The sequence below is a fragment of the Chryseobacterium paludis genome, from assembly GCF_025403485.1.
Lineage (GTDB): Bacteria > Bacteroidota > Bacteroidia > Flavobacteriales > Weeksellaceae > Chryseobacterium > Chryseobacterium paludis.
Genome location: NZ_CP099966.1, coordinates 3,703,962 through 3,720,945 on the forward strand (window position 1 = coordinate 3,703,962; position 16,984 = coordinate 3,720,945).

A 16,984-nucleotide genomic window follows, 5' to 3' on the forward strand; every position below is an offset into this window, starting at 1 on the left:
TTAATTCAAGCTGTTTTCCAGTATTTTATACTTTAAAAAACAACAAAACCAAGTCATATTATGAAAAAAAAATCCATTCTTATTGCACTGATCTTATTGATTTTTCAGTCAAACTCTTTTATCAAAGCACAGCAGCTTAATCCTTTGGGAATCTGCTATGTAGAAGTGAACAATAACAATATCCTGAATGCAGGATCGTACAAACTGCAAACATCAGATAAATACTTATTTGGTGTGGTAAATATTTTTGCTGCAAACCTTAACTATGACACCAACAGAGGCAGAGCATATCTGTATTGTAATAATAATGTAACCAAAGTACTTACCAATGCAGATACTTACATCAAGCCACTTCAGCAAAAAGGAATGAAAGTGGTATTGACCATTTTGGGGAATCATCAGGGAGCGGGACTTTGTAATTTTCCGACCCGTGAAGCTGCTAAAGATTTTGCTTTACAACTTGCTCATACCGTAAACACTTATGGTTTAGATGGTATCGACTTTGATGATGAGTATTCAGATTACGGTCAAAATGGAACCGGGCAGCCTAATGACAGCTCTTTTGTAATGCTGATTCAGGAATTAAGAGCATTATTGCCGGATAAGATCATTTCATTTTATTATTATGGTCCAGCTTCATCAAGACTTTCTTGGAATGGAAACAGAGTAGGAGATAACATTAACTACAGCTGGAATGCAATGTATGGCACTTTCTCTGCACCAAGTGTTCCTCCTCTTACAAAGGCGCAAATTTCCCCAGCAGCCATATGGATGGGAAATACTTCTAATTCTACAACAACCAGTTTGGCAAGTCAGACTAAAACTGGAGGATATGGGTTATTTCTTTGGTATGATCTTCACGGAACTAGTGAGACCACACAACTTTCAGCAGGAACACAAACATTGTATGGAGAACAAACTGTTTTAAGCTCTCCTTTACAGTCATGGGCACAAGGAACCAATTGTGATGCTCCAATTGGATTGTATACAAGCAATCTTACCGGGACAAGTGTAAAACTAAATTGGTCAGCTGTTGGAACGAATACTTATGATGTAGATTATAAACCAGCTTCTTCAAATACATGGACGAGTGTTGCAGCTGCTACTACTTCCACTTCGGTAACGATATCAGGATTAGCGCAGAATACGGAATATGATTGGAGAATAAGGACAAATTGCAGTGTAAAAAGTACCTATAATTTTGCTCCAAGATTTAACAGTGGTACCGGAACAACCGTTCCAACAGGTTCTTATGCTCTTTCCTTAGATGGAAGCAGCGAATCAGGCTCAGCCGGAAATCTTAATTTAAGCGGTTCAGCATTGTCTTTTGAAGGGTGGATAAAACCATCATCTTTTAAATCAGGATTCCCTTATATTTCATCTATTATGGGAACAGAAATAAGCGACAGTAATTCTGCATTTTTACGATTAGGAGATGGTAATCTTGCCAATAATAAACTTCAGTTTGTATTAAGTATTAATAATGTACAACAAAAGTTGGCTTCTAATATAGCATTAAATGCTAATACATGGTATCACGTTGCGGCAACCTATGATGGGGCTACTATGAAACTGTACATCAATGGAACTCTGGATGCAAGCCGTTCCCAAAGTGGGAACTTCACTTCTAACGGAGCATTTAATGTTGGTTATTTATATAATGTATCCCGAAATTTCAATGGTAAAGTAGATGAGGTTCGCGTTTGGAGACGGGCATTAAATCAGACAGAGGTTAGCCAGAATATGTGTAACGTCACACTTCCAGCTACTTCTCTCGCTGCCTATTGGAAGTTTAATGAAGGAAGTGGTTCATCAGTTCAGGATACTTCAGGAAACAGTGTTACACTGACTTTAACCGGAATTGATGCTTCTAACTGGGGAACAGATATTCCATGTGCTACAGGGACTCAAAAAATTTCAGAAAACGGAAGAAATCAAAAAAGAACAGGACTGGAGCAAGTGGCTGATAAAAAACAAATAAAACTGTATCCTAATCCTTTAAGTAAATCATCACCGCTTACTATTTCTGTTCCTGAAGAATATAACAAAGGGAAATTAACGGTCTATAGTTTCAGTGGAAGTATCATAGAAATGAAAACATTAAATACTGGGAATAACCAATATGAGATGTCTAAACTTTCAATAGGAAATTATATCATTCAATTTGAGTCTCAAGATGGAAGCCTGAAACATACTGAAAAATTAATCGTTAACTAATAATATTTTCATTGGTAGAATCATTGAGTCTAAGCCCAGTGATTCTACCATTTCTAAAAACAAATTTTAATATGAAAAAAAAATCTATTCTTATTGTATTGATTTTATTGATCTTTCAAGCAAAATCATTATTAAATGCGCAGCTTAATCCTTTAGGAATATGCTATGTAGAAGTGAATAACAGCAATATGCTAAATGCAGGGTCTTATACTTTGCAAAACACCAACAAGCAACTTTTTGATGTTGCTATTATTTTTGCAGCTAACATTAATTATGATGTTTCTAAAAGTAGGGCCTACATTTCCAGCAATAATAATGTCACAAAAGTATTGAACGATGTAGATACTTATGTAAGGCCTTTACAGCAAAAAGGAATCAAAGTACTGCTGGATATTCTTGGAAATCATCAGGGAGCAGGGCTTTGTAACTTTCCAAACCGCGAAGCAGCGCGTGATTTTGCATTGCAGATTGCAAATACCGTTTATACCTACGGTTTAGATGGTGTTGATCTTGATGATGAATATTCTGATTATGGAAATAACGGAACAGGACAGCCTAATAACAGCTCTTTTGTTATGTTATTACAAGAGCTTAAAGCTGCAATGCCGGATAAATTAATCACTTTTTATTTTATCGGCCCGGCAACGACAAGACAGAGTTACAATGGTGATCAGGCAGGAAATTACATCAATTATGGATGGAATGCTTATTATGGAACGTATAGTGCACCTAGTATACCACCTCTTGCTAATTCCAAGATTTCAGCTGCAGCAACCTGGATACAGAATACTTCTGCATCTACACTTACCACTCTGGCTACCAATACAAAAAATGATGGCTATGGAGTATTTATGTGGTATGATCTTAAAGGAACAAATGCTGCCAGTTATTTGAGTACAGGATCGAATATTCTTTATAATGAAAACACACAGCTAAGCGGTCAGCTTTATTCTTGGACTCAGGGGGCAACTTGCGATCCGCCACTGGGGCTTGAAGTTACTAATGTTACAGGAACGACAGCGAAACTAAACTGGACTTCCAATGGATCTCAGACTTATAAAATTGATTATAAAGCGGTAGGCTCAAATACGTGGATTAATGCAGCCAATAATTATACAGGAAGCAATATCGTCATTAATAATCTAACTCTAAACACAGATTATGACTGGAGAATACAATCCAATTGCTCTTCAACTTTAAAGAGTACTTATCTTTTTGCACCGAGATTTAATTCAGGAAACGGATGTGAAACTCCGGCTGGTTTAGTGTCAAGTAATTATCTGGGAACAACTACTAAATTATCCTGGAATACAGGAACTGCGTCTACTTATACACTGCAATATAAAACTGCTGTTGCATCGACGTGGACTACAGTTCCGAATATTTCAACCAACACCTATACTTTACAAAATTTGTCAGAAAACACAAACTATGTATGGAAAGTACAGTCAGTATGCGGTGGAACTAATACCAGCACATACTCAGGTGAAGCTACTTTTAACAGTGGTTTTCTTCCTGTTCAAAGTCCTGGTCCAAGATCACTTTCTTTCAATGGCAGTACAAATTATCTTAATGCTGGGCAATTTAACCTTAGTGGAAATGCTTTAACATTCGAAGGTTGGGTTAAAGTAAATTCATTTAAGCCTGCCTTCCCTTACATTTCATCAGTGCTTGGTATTGAAGTTGGAGACAATAATTCAGCAATATTAAGGTTTGGTGATGGGAATCTTGCGAATAACAAATTACAGTTCATCTTAAGTTTTGGGTCGTCCCAGATAAAGCTTAATAGCACTACAGGACTGAATACCAATGCCTGGTATCATATAGCGGCAACTTATGATGGTGTATCCATGAAGATCTACATTAATGGAAATCTGGATGCAAGTGTTGCTGCAACAGGAAATTTTACAGCAAATGGGATCCTTTATCTGGCGAGAAATTATGATAACTCCAGAACACTCAACGGTTTCTTAGATGAATTCAGAGTTTGGAAAAAAGCATTAACACCTCAGGAGATTATGGATAATAAATGTAATATTGCAGCAAATTCATTTAGCCTTGAAGCGAATTGGAAAATGGATGAAGGTAGTGGCAATGGAGCTTTAGATGCTACTTCCAATACTCATTTTGCGGCTTTAATCAATATGTCCGCTTCTAACTGGAGTACAGATGTTCCTTGCAGCACGCCATTATCTACAAGAGATGTTGACATGGATAAAGGGAATAGTGTATATCCAAATCCAGTTAAAAAAGGAAATGATATTCATTTTATCATCAATGATCATTCTGCTAGTGAGGTTGTACTTTATGATATTTCAGGAAAGTTGGTTAAAAAACAGAATATTGATAAAAATAATATCACAGTTAATACCCAAAATTTAGCCACTGGTACTTATATTTATAAAATAAAATCGGCGAACGATCAAATTATTTCTTCAGGAAAGGTAATCGTAGAATAGATATCAGGATGAATAACTTCATAGATTTGAAGTAATAATTAAACAAATAGAATTAAATTTAAATAGCATTAAAACTGTATGAGCGCAGAAAAAAAAGAAGTATTTGAGAAAGTAGAGAAAATGTTAGAAGCTCAGGGCTTTAATCTTGCTGCAAAAGATGATGGAAGACCTTGGGGTGGTTTTTTTGTGATTGATGAAAATCAGGCACAGGATTTTGCCAACCAGTATTTTGATGGGATCGATGTAGAAAGCCTGAAGATAGGTGGAAAACTAAGTCCAAAGATTTTGGTTGTTGCTCCTGAAGCCAGATTAAGCTGGCAGTATCATCACAGAAGAGCTGAGATCTGGCAGGTTGTTGAAGGAAAAGTAGGCATCAAAACTAGTGATACTGATGAAGAGGGGGAATTGGTAGAGTATAACCCTAAGGATCAGATAAAACTTCAGCAAGGCGAAAGACACCGCTTGATAGGTTTAGATAATTGGGGAGTTGTGGCTGAAATATGGCAGCATACTGATGCGTCTAATCCATCAGATGAAGATGATATCGTGAGAGTACAGGACGATTTCGGAAGATAATTCTAAAATAATTATATCTGCCTCTGTCCGTCATTTCTCCCACTAAGAGAGATGATGGGCAGGGGCTTTTTTAAGATTAAATAGTATGAAGAGAAATATTATATCTTTTTGTGTGTTTATGCTGTTTGCAGCTATTGTATCAGGGCAATCCCTTTCATCTCCCAATAGTCAGCTAAAATTAAATTTTAAAATTGAAGGTGAGGGAGTTCCATATTATTCATTAAACTATAAGGATCAATCAATTCTGAAAGATAGTCGGTTGGGGTTTGTTTTAAAACCTTCCTATTCGTATTTTTCTGAATTTAAAGTTGATAAGGTTGAATATTCATCTTTTAATAAAAGTTGGATTGCGGTTTGGGGGCCAAACAAAGAAGTTGAAAACCATTACAACGAAATGCTTGTTCATTTAATTCAAAATAAAACAGGGTGGAAACTTGATATAAGGTTTAAACTTTTTGATGATGGGCTGGGTTTTCGATATGAATTTCCGGTTCAGAATGACTTAAGACATTTTACCATAAAAGATGAAATGACGAATTTTAATTTAGGAAAAGATTATAAAGCGTTTTGGATACCCGCAGATTACGATACGAATGAGTTTCCTGTAACGACTTCGAAATTATCAGAAGTTTCAAAATTAATTGACGACGTTCGAAAAGAATCACTGGCATCGAAAGCTCCAAGCGCTAGTCTTGCTGTACAGACACCATTGATGCTGAAGTCAGAAGATGGGATATACATTAATATTCATGAAGCTGCTTTAGTCAATTTTGCAGCGATGACATTGAATATTGATGATAAAAATTTTACTTTAACTTCGAATTTAACGCCCGATAAAAATGGAGACAGGGGTTTCATTCAAACGGGTTCAGTAAGTCCTTGGCGTACTATGATTATCAGTAATGATGCAAGGCAGATTCTTTCCTCTAACCTCATTATTAACCTTAATGAACCAAGCAAGGTAGAAGATACTTCCTGGATTAAACCAACCAAATATATTGGTGTCTGGTGGGAGTATTTTACAGGCGGAGGTTCTACTTGGGCATATTCTGATAATCAGGACGTCAGAATTGGGGAAACAGATTATAAAACCTTAAAACCGAATGGAAGACACGGAGCCAATACAAAACATGTAAAAGAATATATAGATTTTGCCTCAGAAAATGGATTCGATGCAGTTTTAGTAGAAGGCTGGAATGAAGGTTGGGAAGATAATCAAGCTTACAGAAAAGAACAAATTTACAGTTTTACAAAAGCGTATCCGGATTTTGATGTAAAAGAACTTCAGGCCTATGCAAAAAGCAAAAAAGTAAAAATTATAATGCATCATGAAACAACATCTTCAGTCATTGATTATGAACGACAGCTTAAAGAGAGTTTTCAATTTATGAAAGATAATGGGTATGATGCTGTAAAAACCGGATATGTAGGCCCTATAATTCCCAGAAGCGAATATCATGATAGTCAATGGATGGTAAACCACTATAAATACGTTGCAGAAATGGCAGCCAGATATCATATTATGGTTGATTCACATGAGGCGGTAAGGCCAACCGGCTTACACCGAACTTTCCCCAATTGGATTGCCCAGGAATCTGCGCGCGGAACAGAGTTTGAATCTTTTAACGGAAACAGACCGGATCATACAACAATATTGCCCTTTACCAGATTAATAGGTGGGCCAATGGATTATACGCCGGGGATCTTTGAAGGTGATTTGTCCGTGTATGGAAATAATAAGGCAAAATTAAGTACAACACTAGCTAAGCAATTGGCTCTATATGTTACAATATACAGTCCTCTCCAAATGGCAGCAGATCTGATTGAGAACTATAAAAAATATCCTGATGCTTTTCAGTTTATTAAAGATGTTGCTGTTGACTGGGATGCTTCCTATATTCTTGAGGCAGAACCTGGAGATTATATTACCATAGCTAGAAAAGCAAAAAATAAAAATGAATGGTTTGTTGGAAGTATCACTGATGAAAACTCCAGAGAGGCTATTGTTGATCTTGCATTTTTACCAAAAGGCAAAAAATTTGAAGCCACTATTTATAAAGATGGAAAAGATGCAGACTGGAAGACTAATCCTAAACGTTATGAAATATCTAAACAACAGGTAAATTCAAACAGTAAGCTGAAAATAAAAGTGGCACCTGGTGGCGGATTTGCGATAAGTATAAAACATTTAAGATAATGAAAAAATCACTTGTTCTTTTCTCTGTATTCTTTGCGGGTTTCTTCAAACTTTGTCTTGCACAGGATCCATGGATCATCAAATCTGAAAAGATCGAACCTAATAACTATACTGGAATTTCGGTTTCTAATGGTATGATAGGTGTTGTTTCATCACCAGAACCATTGAAGGTAGGAAGTGTTATTATAGCTGGAGTTTATGATCAATATGGGCGGGGAAGGACAAGTAATTTCCTTTCGAATTTTAATATATTGGATATTAATTTATCCATCAATTGGCAACAAATCAACAGAAATAATATAAGCAACTATAGCCAGAGGATTGATCTTAAGACGGCTACTTTTTCAGGCTCGTTTGATTACGGAGATATTGCCCATGTTGAATATAAGTATACAGCATTGAGACATCTGCCCAATAATGTGTTGCTTACTGTGAGTATTCAGCCTAAAAAAGATTTGGCATTCGTTGCTGAAAGCAATATAAAGACACCACAAGGATTTATACAGCCCCAACAATATTATACTGAAATAACACCACCGCACGCAACGATTCCTCTTCTTACATCTGTAGCAAAAAGTCCTACCGGAGCAGTGACAGTGGCAGCGAGTACAACTTTTGTATTTTCTGAAGAACAATACACCCAACCTAAGATTTCCCATGAGATGCGTGATAGTGATACCCACCTCATGAAATTCGTTAAAAAACTGAAAACCTCAGAAAAGCCTTATACTTTTTCAGTAATAGGATCTTTAATTACCTCATCTCAGGTTAACGATCCTTTCAATGCAGTAGAAAGATTAAGTATCTACGCAAATTTGCAGGACCCCGATAATCTTTATAAAAAACATGAAGCAGAATGGCAAAAATTATGGGAGGGAGATATTGAAATAGAAGGGGATCCACAGGTACAACAGGATATTCATAATATGCTGTATCATCTTTATTCATTTTCCAGAGAAGGATCTAATCATTCGTTATCACCTGCTGGACTTAGTGGTACTGGGTACAACGGCCATGTTTTTTGGGATACGGAAATGTTCATGTTCAAACCATTGCTGTTTTTTCATCCAGAAATGGCTAAAAGCCTTGTAGAATACAGATATGATCGTTTAAAAGCAGCAGAAATGAATGCTGCAATACATGGTTATAAAGGAGCGATGTTTCCATGGGAAAGCGCTATGTCAGGAGAAGAAGAGACTCCTGTTTGGGCTTTATCAGGAACTTATGAGCATCATATAACAGGGGATGTTGCATTTGCTACCTGGTATTATTATCTTTTTACTAAGGACATAAAATGGCTTAAAGAAAAAGGATGGCCTGTTTTGCAAAAAACCGCCGAATTTTGGCAGTCCAGGGTGGAAAAGAAAGGAAGCGAATATCATATTAAAAATGTAGTAGCAGCTGATGAATGGGCAGAGAATATTGATAATAATGCGTATACTAATGCCATTGCAAAACTGAATTTACAATTTGCAAATGCTGCAGCTAAAGCCCTTGATTTACCATTAAACAAAGATTGGGATGATATTGCTGAGCATCTTGTTTTTACAAAATTAGAAAATGGGGTTACAAAGGAGTATGACACCTACAAAGGAGAACCGATTAAACAGGCAGATGTCAATCTCTTGGCTTACCCTCTTCACATTATTCAGGATAAAAATCAGATCCGAAAAGATCTGGAATATTATCAAAAACGAGTGCCTAATCAAAAGACTCCCGCGATGACCAAGGCTATTTTTGCATTATTATACAGTCGGTTGGGGGATGGAAAACAGGCTTATAAGTTGTTTAAAGAATCTTATGAACCTAATCTTTTACCTCCATTTAGAGTTTTTGCCGAAACGGTTGAAGGAGATAACCCCTACTTTATTACTGGAGCTGGAGGTGCTCTTCAGACAATGATCATGGGATTTGGAGGAGTTGATATCGATGAAAAAGGATCATTGAAAAAAATAAAAAGTACATTACCATCTCATTGGAAAAAGGTTGTTGTAAAAGGAATTGGTTCTGAAAACTTAATATTTTCGAACAGTCAATAAGAAAATGGGATTTTTAAATAGATTTATTTTCAAAAGACCTTCTCTTGATTCCATGTGTCCTCTATTTCCTCCAGGGTTTTTCCTTTGGTTTCAGGAACTTTTTTCCAGATAAACAGGAAAGCGATTATTGCAATGACCATATATAACCAGAAAGTATAAGAATTACCTATAGTTCCTATAAGTACCGGAAAGGTTTGGGACACTAAAAATACAGCTAACCACAGAAAAAATGTGGCAACGGACATTGCTGTAGCACGCGCCTTCGTAGGAAATATTTCGGCAATAACAACAAAAGCAAGAGGTCCCATTGACATTGCAAAACAAGCAATATACCCCAGAATTGCAATGAGTATCAAATAGCCTTGTTGTTGAATGTAAAACCCCCACCCAATAATAAACAAACAAATAGCCATACCTGAAATACCAAATAGCAACAGCTTTTTACGTCCCCAGGTATCAACATACTTTATAGCTACAAAGGTGAAAATTACATTAATGATACCTACCAAAACAGTTTGCATAAATGCAGAATCTGATCCTACACCTGTTGATTTGAAAATTTCAGGTGCATAATACATGATGGCATTAATTCCGGTAATCTGTGAGAATATGGCGAGTAGTATACCGATAAATAATGCCCGTTTTAGTTTAGGTTCTTTTAGAATAGAAAAAGAAAAAGGCTTTTCATCTTTCAACGATGCGGTAATGGAATTTAATTCTCGTTGTGCTATTATTGGCCCGTTGATCTGACTTAGAATAGCCAATGCCTCAACGTTCCTTGCTTGTCCGGCCAGCCAACGAGGACTTTCGGGCACGGTAAGCAATAACAATATAAAAATAATAGAAGGTATAACTCCTGAACCAAACATCCATCGCCATCCGGTTAAGATATTCCAGGAGTCATTATGAATTCCGGCGATATAGGCATTTACAAAATAAATAACTAAAATACCAGATACAATCCCAAGTTGAAATATTGAAATCAACCGTCCTCTTATTGCAGCAGGTGCCATTTCTGAGATATACATAGGAGAGAGCATAGAAGCGATACCGATGCCCATACCACCTATAATTCGGAATACTACAAAGAGCCAAAGACTCGGCGCAAGTGATGTCCCTATAGAAGAAATAGTAAACAATAACGCTGAAAGCATGAGTACTTTTTTACGACCGACACGGTCACTAAGTGCTCCGGAATACATGGCTCCTATGATACAGCCTAATAAAGCACAGGAAGCAACCCAGCCTGTCATAATATCAGATAAGTGATAATAAGTTCGCATAAAGCCAATAGCTCCGGAGATAACAGCAGTATCATAACCAAATAATAAGCCGCCTACAGATGCCACCAGAGTTGCTTTATAGATCATATTAGAATTTACAGTTGATTGCATGTGGTTTATTTTAAAACTTTATTGGTGATCATATTTGTACGGACACTTGCTTTTATGGTAACACATTCTTTACCTATACTTTCACCATATGGGGTAATAGTATAAGCTCCAACATGGGCCGGAACAATAAAAGTTTCGGCATAATGAATAATGTATGGCTCAAAACTTAGGTCTGGACTTTCTACTATTACCTCACGCCCATCCACGAGATTCAGGACATTGACAACATCTTGGGTGTGGTGAACTACTTTTTTAGTAAACCAATGTCTTCGGGTTTCAATAAACGATGATGCATCCAGCCCGGTACGTTCTTCACGCCAACCATCTCCCTCAGCAACAGGCTCAGTAAGATTTAGAATATTTTCTTTTGTCCATGATGAGGTGCGATCCCATTGTATTACATTTCTACCATGTTCCAGTGATATAGGTCTTGGTTTGCCATCCAGTCCCATTCGTCCCCAATCCCAAAGCTTAAATGTAAAAATATAGGGTGTTGCGCTAATTTCTAATACCACAGAATTTGCTCCTGAACAATGTACAGTACCTGCAGGTATAGATACGTGGTCATGTTTGCGGACAGGCCATTTTTGTACATATTGTTCTGCATCAAAAGGGATTTGATCATTTTGGGCTATTTCCAGCTGCTGCATCATAGAATCAGGATCAACACCTTCTTTTAGACCCAGATATACAAAAGCATCTTCTTTGGTATCCAGCATATAATAGCTTTCATCCTGCGTATAAGGCATCCCGAATTTTTCTTTAATATATTCTTTCAGTGGATGTACCTGCAGACTTAGATTGCCTCCCTCCATGGTGTCCAGAAAATCAAAACGAATAGGGAATTCATCTCCGAATCCATCGTATACTTGTTTTCCCAATAAAGCTTCCGATTGGAAAAACACTAAATTAATGGAAGGTATTTCTACCACCTGATTACCAAAACCTAACAACAGGCTGTTTTCTTCGGGAACACAATCGAATCCCCATGCATAATTGGGAAGGCTTCTGTCCAGGTCACAAACTTCTTTCAGCCACTGACCGCCCCAAGGGCCTGGATCAAAAAAAGGAACGACCCTGAAAGGAGCTTTTACTGTTTGCTGAAGTGCGTCAAATAGAGCAGTAGCACTTATCATTTTGGGTTGATTGAGTAATGTAGTGTCCAAAACGAAGTTACAATTATTCAGTATTCTTTTCTTATAGTGGTCACAGACACGCCAATCTACAAAGTAGGCATGTTTATATTGATATGCAAAAGAGTCGGTATAATTGAATCTACCAAGATTACAGGCTGTATTTTTACGATAACGCATCTGTATTTCCCATCGTGGCATATCAGCATAGATCGTGAGATCAGGTTTTTTTGCAAGCAAAGTGGCACCCGGACCAACCACTACAGTACAGCCATTAATATCAGCGATCTGGTTTTGAAATTCAGCTATTGTAGAAGGATCAAAATAATCTTCCAATTTCAGAGGTGCGATATAACCGAATACCGGATCATCCGTGACATAGGGTTGCACCATTGCTGCTATTTCGTGCTCTGATTTCATAGCTTGCTGCGTATTGACAAGCAGTTGAGGATTTAAGAATTTCTGTAATGAGGTAATGATCTCTTCCACAAATACACCCGGATAACATTCCACTGCGATTACCTTAGGAATATCTCTTTTTAATTGTTCTGCAATGTTTTCCCATCCTGCCATACAATGGTGATCTTGTATTTCAACGACAGGGAATTTATTAAAATTTGATTTCATTCCGTACTATTTCGTTTATTCTATTGTTTTTATTAATTGGATATCAAATGTGCCATACCTAATAAAGCAGCTGTCTGAGGAAATTCTGCTGTTTCAATTTTTACAGTTCCCCAAGGCGTCCACGTGTGAGCTTCAACTTGTTTTCTTATATAAGGGATGATTTGAGAACCGCTCGCCATGATTCCACCAGAAAGTATAAGTGCTTCCGGATCATAAGCATGGATCAGATTAATAGCACATGCAGACCATGCCTGAAGACTTTGATCGCGTATTTGTAATGCTGTTTTATCTCCCTCTTCTGCCAAGCCGAAAATCAATTCATAGTCAACTTCTGGAATGGAGGCAAGTCTGCTTTCTGCGAAATTTTTATCAGAATTTATGATGGTTGCAAGATTCCAGGTAGAAGCTTCTGTTTCTACACATCCTTTATTGCCACAATTGCATAACCCTCCTTTGTAATTGATAACCGAATGCCCCCCCAGTATACCCGCAGTGAAATGCTTGCCTCTCAGCAATTGCCCTTCCATGATAGCTGCGCTTCCTATTCCTGTTCCCAGAGTCATGAGAACAATATTATCGTAATCCTGTGCTTTCCCATATTTCCATTCTCCCAGTAATGCAGCACGTGCATCATTTTCAATAAAAAATGGTAGGTCAAATGCCTGTAGGCACCATTCTTCTAAATTAATTTCTGGAGCATCGCCAAATTTTTTATCAATAGAAAGTATTTTTTTCTGATGATTGTCCACAATACCGGGAGAGGCAATGCCTAATCCGGCAATACCTGTCAAAGAAAGTCTTTCCTGTAACAGTAACTTCTCTACAGTTTCCTGTATATAGGGTAGCCGTGATCTAAGACCATTATTGGAATTAGCATCGATGGAAGAAGAGGCCAGCAAAGAATTATTATATACTATACCTATTTTAATTCTGGTACCTCCCATGTCTATGGTAATGACTGGTTTTGACATTCTGGTTGCTTTTATGTTATGGGATTGCTTTAATTTCAATAACGTCCATACCTGATAAACTAAATGTTTCGTTAGCTGAAAATACTTTGCCTGTTTTAGGGTTGATCAGTTTTGATGGTTTTAATTTCCCCCATTTGAACGCAGTATTCTGTTCTTTTTCGTCAGGGTTATAAAGTCTTATAAGAAAACTATGATCTTCCTGCGGTGTTACACTTGTCACTACAATTTTATCGTTGTTCATCTGAAAAAGACTTCCCTCGATAGGTGCTTTTTCACGAACGTGAATTGCGATGAGAGGCTGTGTGAAAGCGGCTGCATACTTTTCATTTTCCACAGCATTAAAAGTACCGTGTGGACGAAGTGCGTAGCGATAGTGTACCGGCCCCTCCTGATCTGCTTTGTAATTGGTATGCCAATAGTTGTTCATCGCATAACTGAACCAATTAGTGGTGCCAGGTGTGCCTTTATCTTTCCACTTTTTATGGCTGTTATCAATAACCATTCTTTCATCTATCATTTCCGAAGCTTCAATTAATGGTGTTTCTAATAACATCCATTGCATACCCTGCTGTCCAAAAGAAGCATCTACCCAACGGCGGCTGTACCAATAATCCATATTGGAACCCGGAAGCTGATCAGTAAGATATTTCATAATACCATAACCCGCATCTACTGTAATGTTTTTGAATCCTGCATTGAAAGGAAAACCAAAATGAACCGATTCCTTAGTACGGACAGACTTTTTATCTATAATATTTTCTAATGCTACTTCATCATTGTCAACAAACAGCGTAATAATTTTCTCGAGTTTGTTAGCTCCTGGTGCTTCTGATGTTAATGAGATCTTAGCCATTACAGGACCATTTTCCAATACTTTTACCTGCACATTCGAATTAGATAATGCTTCTTTCGGGTCAGATCCAGGTACATACCAATAACTATTTAAACCCTGGTTGTTAAAGCTTCCAGCGTAATTCGTTGTCCCATTATCTGTAAAATGAGTAATACTTCCTGTTTTATTATCCCAGATTAATGTTACCTTTCCATTAGAGATACTATTGGAAGTAATTGAAAAAGGACTTGCTTTAGGAGATGTAGATTTTATAATGGTATAGGTTGAAGAACCTAGTGGTGGAATATTTTTCGCAATAAATGCCATAGTTCCATTTTCCAGTTTTTGTAATGGCATCATGTTACCAGCAGCATCCTGAACAGTATTACCTTGTGTAGTTGCTGGAATGATCGCTGTGCCACTGCGTATCCAAGATGATGTGTTGAAAACAGCTATGGTTTTAGATGCCGGATCTGTCAATGGGTGTAATAGATCCGTTTCAAGTTTGTTTGTCTGTGTACTGCCATCAAGAGAAAATTGTTTTTTTACCTGCCATTGATCTTTAACGAAAGGAAGATCTGGGGCTGTAATACTATTAAATGCTCCCCATGTATGTTCATGAAAAAGGATTACGTTTCTCCATGCTTCATAAAAGTTTTGATTATTATATTCAAGAGGATTTAACATTGAGTAGAGTGTTGTGATCTGTTGCAGTTTCAGGCTGGTGTTTCTGTTAATTCCTTCTTCCTTGGCTGTAGACATAGCTCCGTCTTCCCAGTGAGGGCTGATATCACCTTTTACAACTGGAATCTGATCTCCATATTTTTTTTCAAATACTTCAAACATCTTTTCATTTGTACTCAGTACGATTTTAGGTGAAGTATATTTTTTATTCCACTCATCTACAAATTTTGAAATAGAAGGATCTATTGGTCCATTATCTGATACAATATTATAACGCCATTGAACCATGTCGTATGGATAATTGTTTTTCGTAAGATCATCAAGATATTCTGATATTTTTTTCTGACCATTGTCAAATACTCCTCCAGGATGTATACCGTGCCAGGAAGAATAACCTCTTCCAGCAGTCCAGAATAATATTTTTTCCTTACCGGATGGTGACTGCCACCAAACAGGTTTATCTCCCCAGCTTTTCACAAAATTACCCACACGATCACCCAGATAAGGATTGGTCTTTCCCAGGTAGTTAGGACCGCTGGAAAAGTACTTTACTCCTGCGGATGTAAGAGCAGGAACTAAAGACCAAGCAAATCCTGGAACGTCCGACATCATGGCGCTGTTAATTTTAAAACCATATTCTTTTTCCAGTTTTTGTGCATATTCTGTATAATGGAATAATTCCTCCGGCTGACTGAGCCCTGTTAAAATATTACCATACATCGCGGAAAGACCAATATTTCCTTCTTTTACAGCTTTTACAAAAGATTCCTTCTCCTCACGAGTTGCCTTTTGCATAAAGTTTTCTACGTCCCAAAGAGCCTCAACATTATATTTAAAACGAGCCTCTTCAGGGAGGTTTCGGGTTTCCTCAATCATCTTGAGAGCATCATAGATATTTTTGGTATGGATTCTTTCTACTTCTGATTGTAAATGGGAATACCCGACATCAGTGTGGGAGTGATGAATAAAATATAAAGTACGCGGGACAACAACTCCAGCTTCAATGGTTTTCCGAAGAAGCTCCTTTTTTCCTGAGCTAACGGTTAGTAGCACATTACCTCCTTTTGGTGAGAGTGAAACAGGAATGTCGAATGTTTTGATACCATCAGGCATAACAAAAGAGAAGGAGTCTTTATGATCGATTTTAGCCGTTATTTTTTGCTCCGGACCGAAATGTAATGTGGTAAGGGTGATAAGACGCTTACCATCTTTTAAAATAAAGGGTGTTGGACTGGCATCTATTTTTTCCTGAAAAGTAAATTTGTAGGTCATAAACCAATCTCTGCTATCCTGAGCCTGTCCTACGAGTTTTAGACGAAGTGGCTTACCAGGTGTTATTTTATGGGTTGGTATACGGAGGTAGGCAATGCCATAAGAGTCTTTCAATCCATCCATTTTTGTTTGGTGGAATACAAAGGCTGTACTATCAGCTGCCTTGGCAATCCAATCTGGGCGTTGATTCGCTGGATAGGTAGTTAGAGTTAACGCTTTTTGGTCATTAATATATAAATCGAAATTACGAATTCCTCCGCTACTGCCTGACGAGTGAGAAACCAGCCAGTTAAAATATACATAAGGCTCCTTGCTTTCCGTTGGTGCTGGTGCTGTTTCCCATTCAATGGTTTTAGCGCCATCAGTTGTACGGGTAAGTAGTGCGCGGGTAGCGTGATCTGGAAATGCTGAAAAATAATCGATATTTTCACCACTTATTTCACGGGCGTAGCCATTCGTTGCTTGAACATTGCCAAAAAAAGGAACCTTTTTCTGAGCATAAATAAAGTTGCCTGTCATAAGAAAAGACATCAGCAAAAGAAAATACTTGTTGGACATGGACTTCATTTTATGATTATATGTT

At 37.4% G+C, this 16,984-nt stretch carries 9 protein-coding genes; 5 read left to right on the forward strand and 4 right to left on the reverse strand.

The genetic code is table 11. From position 1 onward, the window contains the following. The first annotated feature begins 60 nt into the window (after positions 1-60). From NG806_RS16845 to NG806_RS16865, 5 genes are all read left to right on the forward strand, one after another. Complete coding sequence (locus tag NG806_RS16845) at positions 61-2,217, forward strand: endo-beta-N-acetylglucosaminidase H (RefSeq protein ID WP_261510781.1); 2,157 nt, start codon at positions 61-63, stop codon at positions 2,215-2,217. Positions 2,218-2,288: 71 nt separating this feature from the next. Next, on the forward strand, positions 2,289-4,676 hold the full coding sequence (locus NG806_RS16850; RefSeq protein WP_261510783.1) for an endo-beta-N-acetylglucosaminidase H: 2,388 nt from the start codon (positions 2,289-2,291) through the stop codon (positions 4,674-4,676). A 78-nt stretch (positions 4,677-4,754) separates the two neighbouring features. Continuing rightward, on the forward strand, positions 4,755-5,252 hold the full coding sequence (locus NG806_RS16855; protein WP_261510785.1) for a cupin domain-containing protein: 498 nt from the start codon (positions 4,755-4,757) through the stop codon (positions 5,250-5,252). 85 nt (positions 5,253-5,337) lie between these two features. Continuing rightward, positions 5,338-7,449, forward strand: a complete 2,112-nt coding sequence (locus tag NG806_RS16860; protein ID WP_214830525.1) for a glycoside hydrolase family 97 protein — start codon at positions 5,338-5,340, stop codon at positions 7,447-7,449. After that, entirely contained in the window at positions 7,449-9,488 is a 2,040-nt protein-coding gene (locus NG806_RS16865; protein ID WP_261510789.1) for a glycosyl hydrolase family 95 catalytic domain-containing protein, read from the forward strand. Before NG806_RS16860 ends, NG806_RS16865 begins: the two co-directional genes overlap by 1 nt. Positions 9,489-9,517: 29 nt before the next feature. Here NG806_RS16865 and NG806_RS16870 read toward each other — a convergent pair whose 3' ends face one another. The 4 genes from NG806_RS16870 to NG806_RS16885 are packed head-to-tail and all read right to left on the reverse strand — an operon-like array spanning position 9,518 to position 16,959. Beyond that, positions 9,518-10,882 carry a sugar porter family MFS transporter gene (locus NG806_RS16870; protein ID WP_261510791.1) on the reverse strand — a complete coding sequence of 455 codons (1,365 nt, stop codon included), beginning with the start codon at positions 10,880-10,882 and terminating at the stop codon, positions 9,518-9,520. A gap of 5 nt (positions 10,883-10,887) precedes the next feature. Next, positions 10,888-12,642: a class I mannose-6-phosphate isomerase gene (locus NG806_RS16875; RefSeq protein WP_261510793.1), complete on the reverse strand. Its 1,755-nt coding sequence runs from the start codon at positions 12,640-12,642 to the stop codon at positions 10,888-10,890. Positions 12,643-12,674: 32 nt separating this feature from the next. After that, a complete protein-coding gene (locus NG806_RS16880; RefSeq protein ID WP_261510795.1) occupies positions 12,675-13,613 on the reverse strand; it encodes an ROK family protein in 939 nt (312 codons plus the stop codon). A gap of 16 nt (positions 13,614-13,629) precedes the next feature. Further along, positions 13,630-16,959, reverse strand: coding sequence for a glycoside hydrolase family 38 N-terminal domain-containing protein (locus NG806_RS16885; protein ID WP_261510797.1), 3,330 nt, complete (start codon positions 16,957-16,959; stop codon positions 13,630-13,632). Positions 16,960-16,984 lie beyond the last annotated feature (25 nt).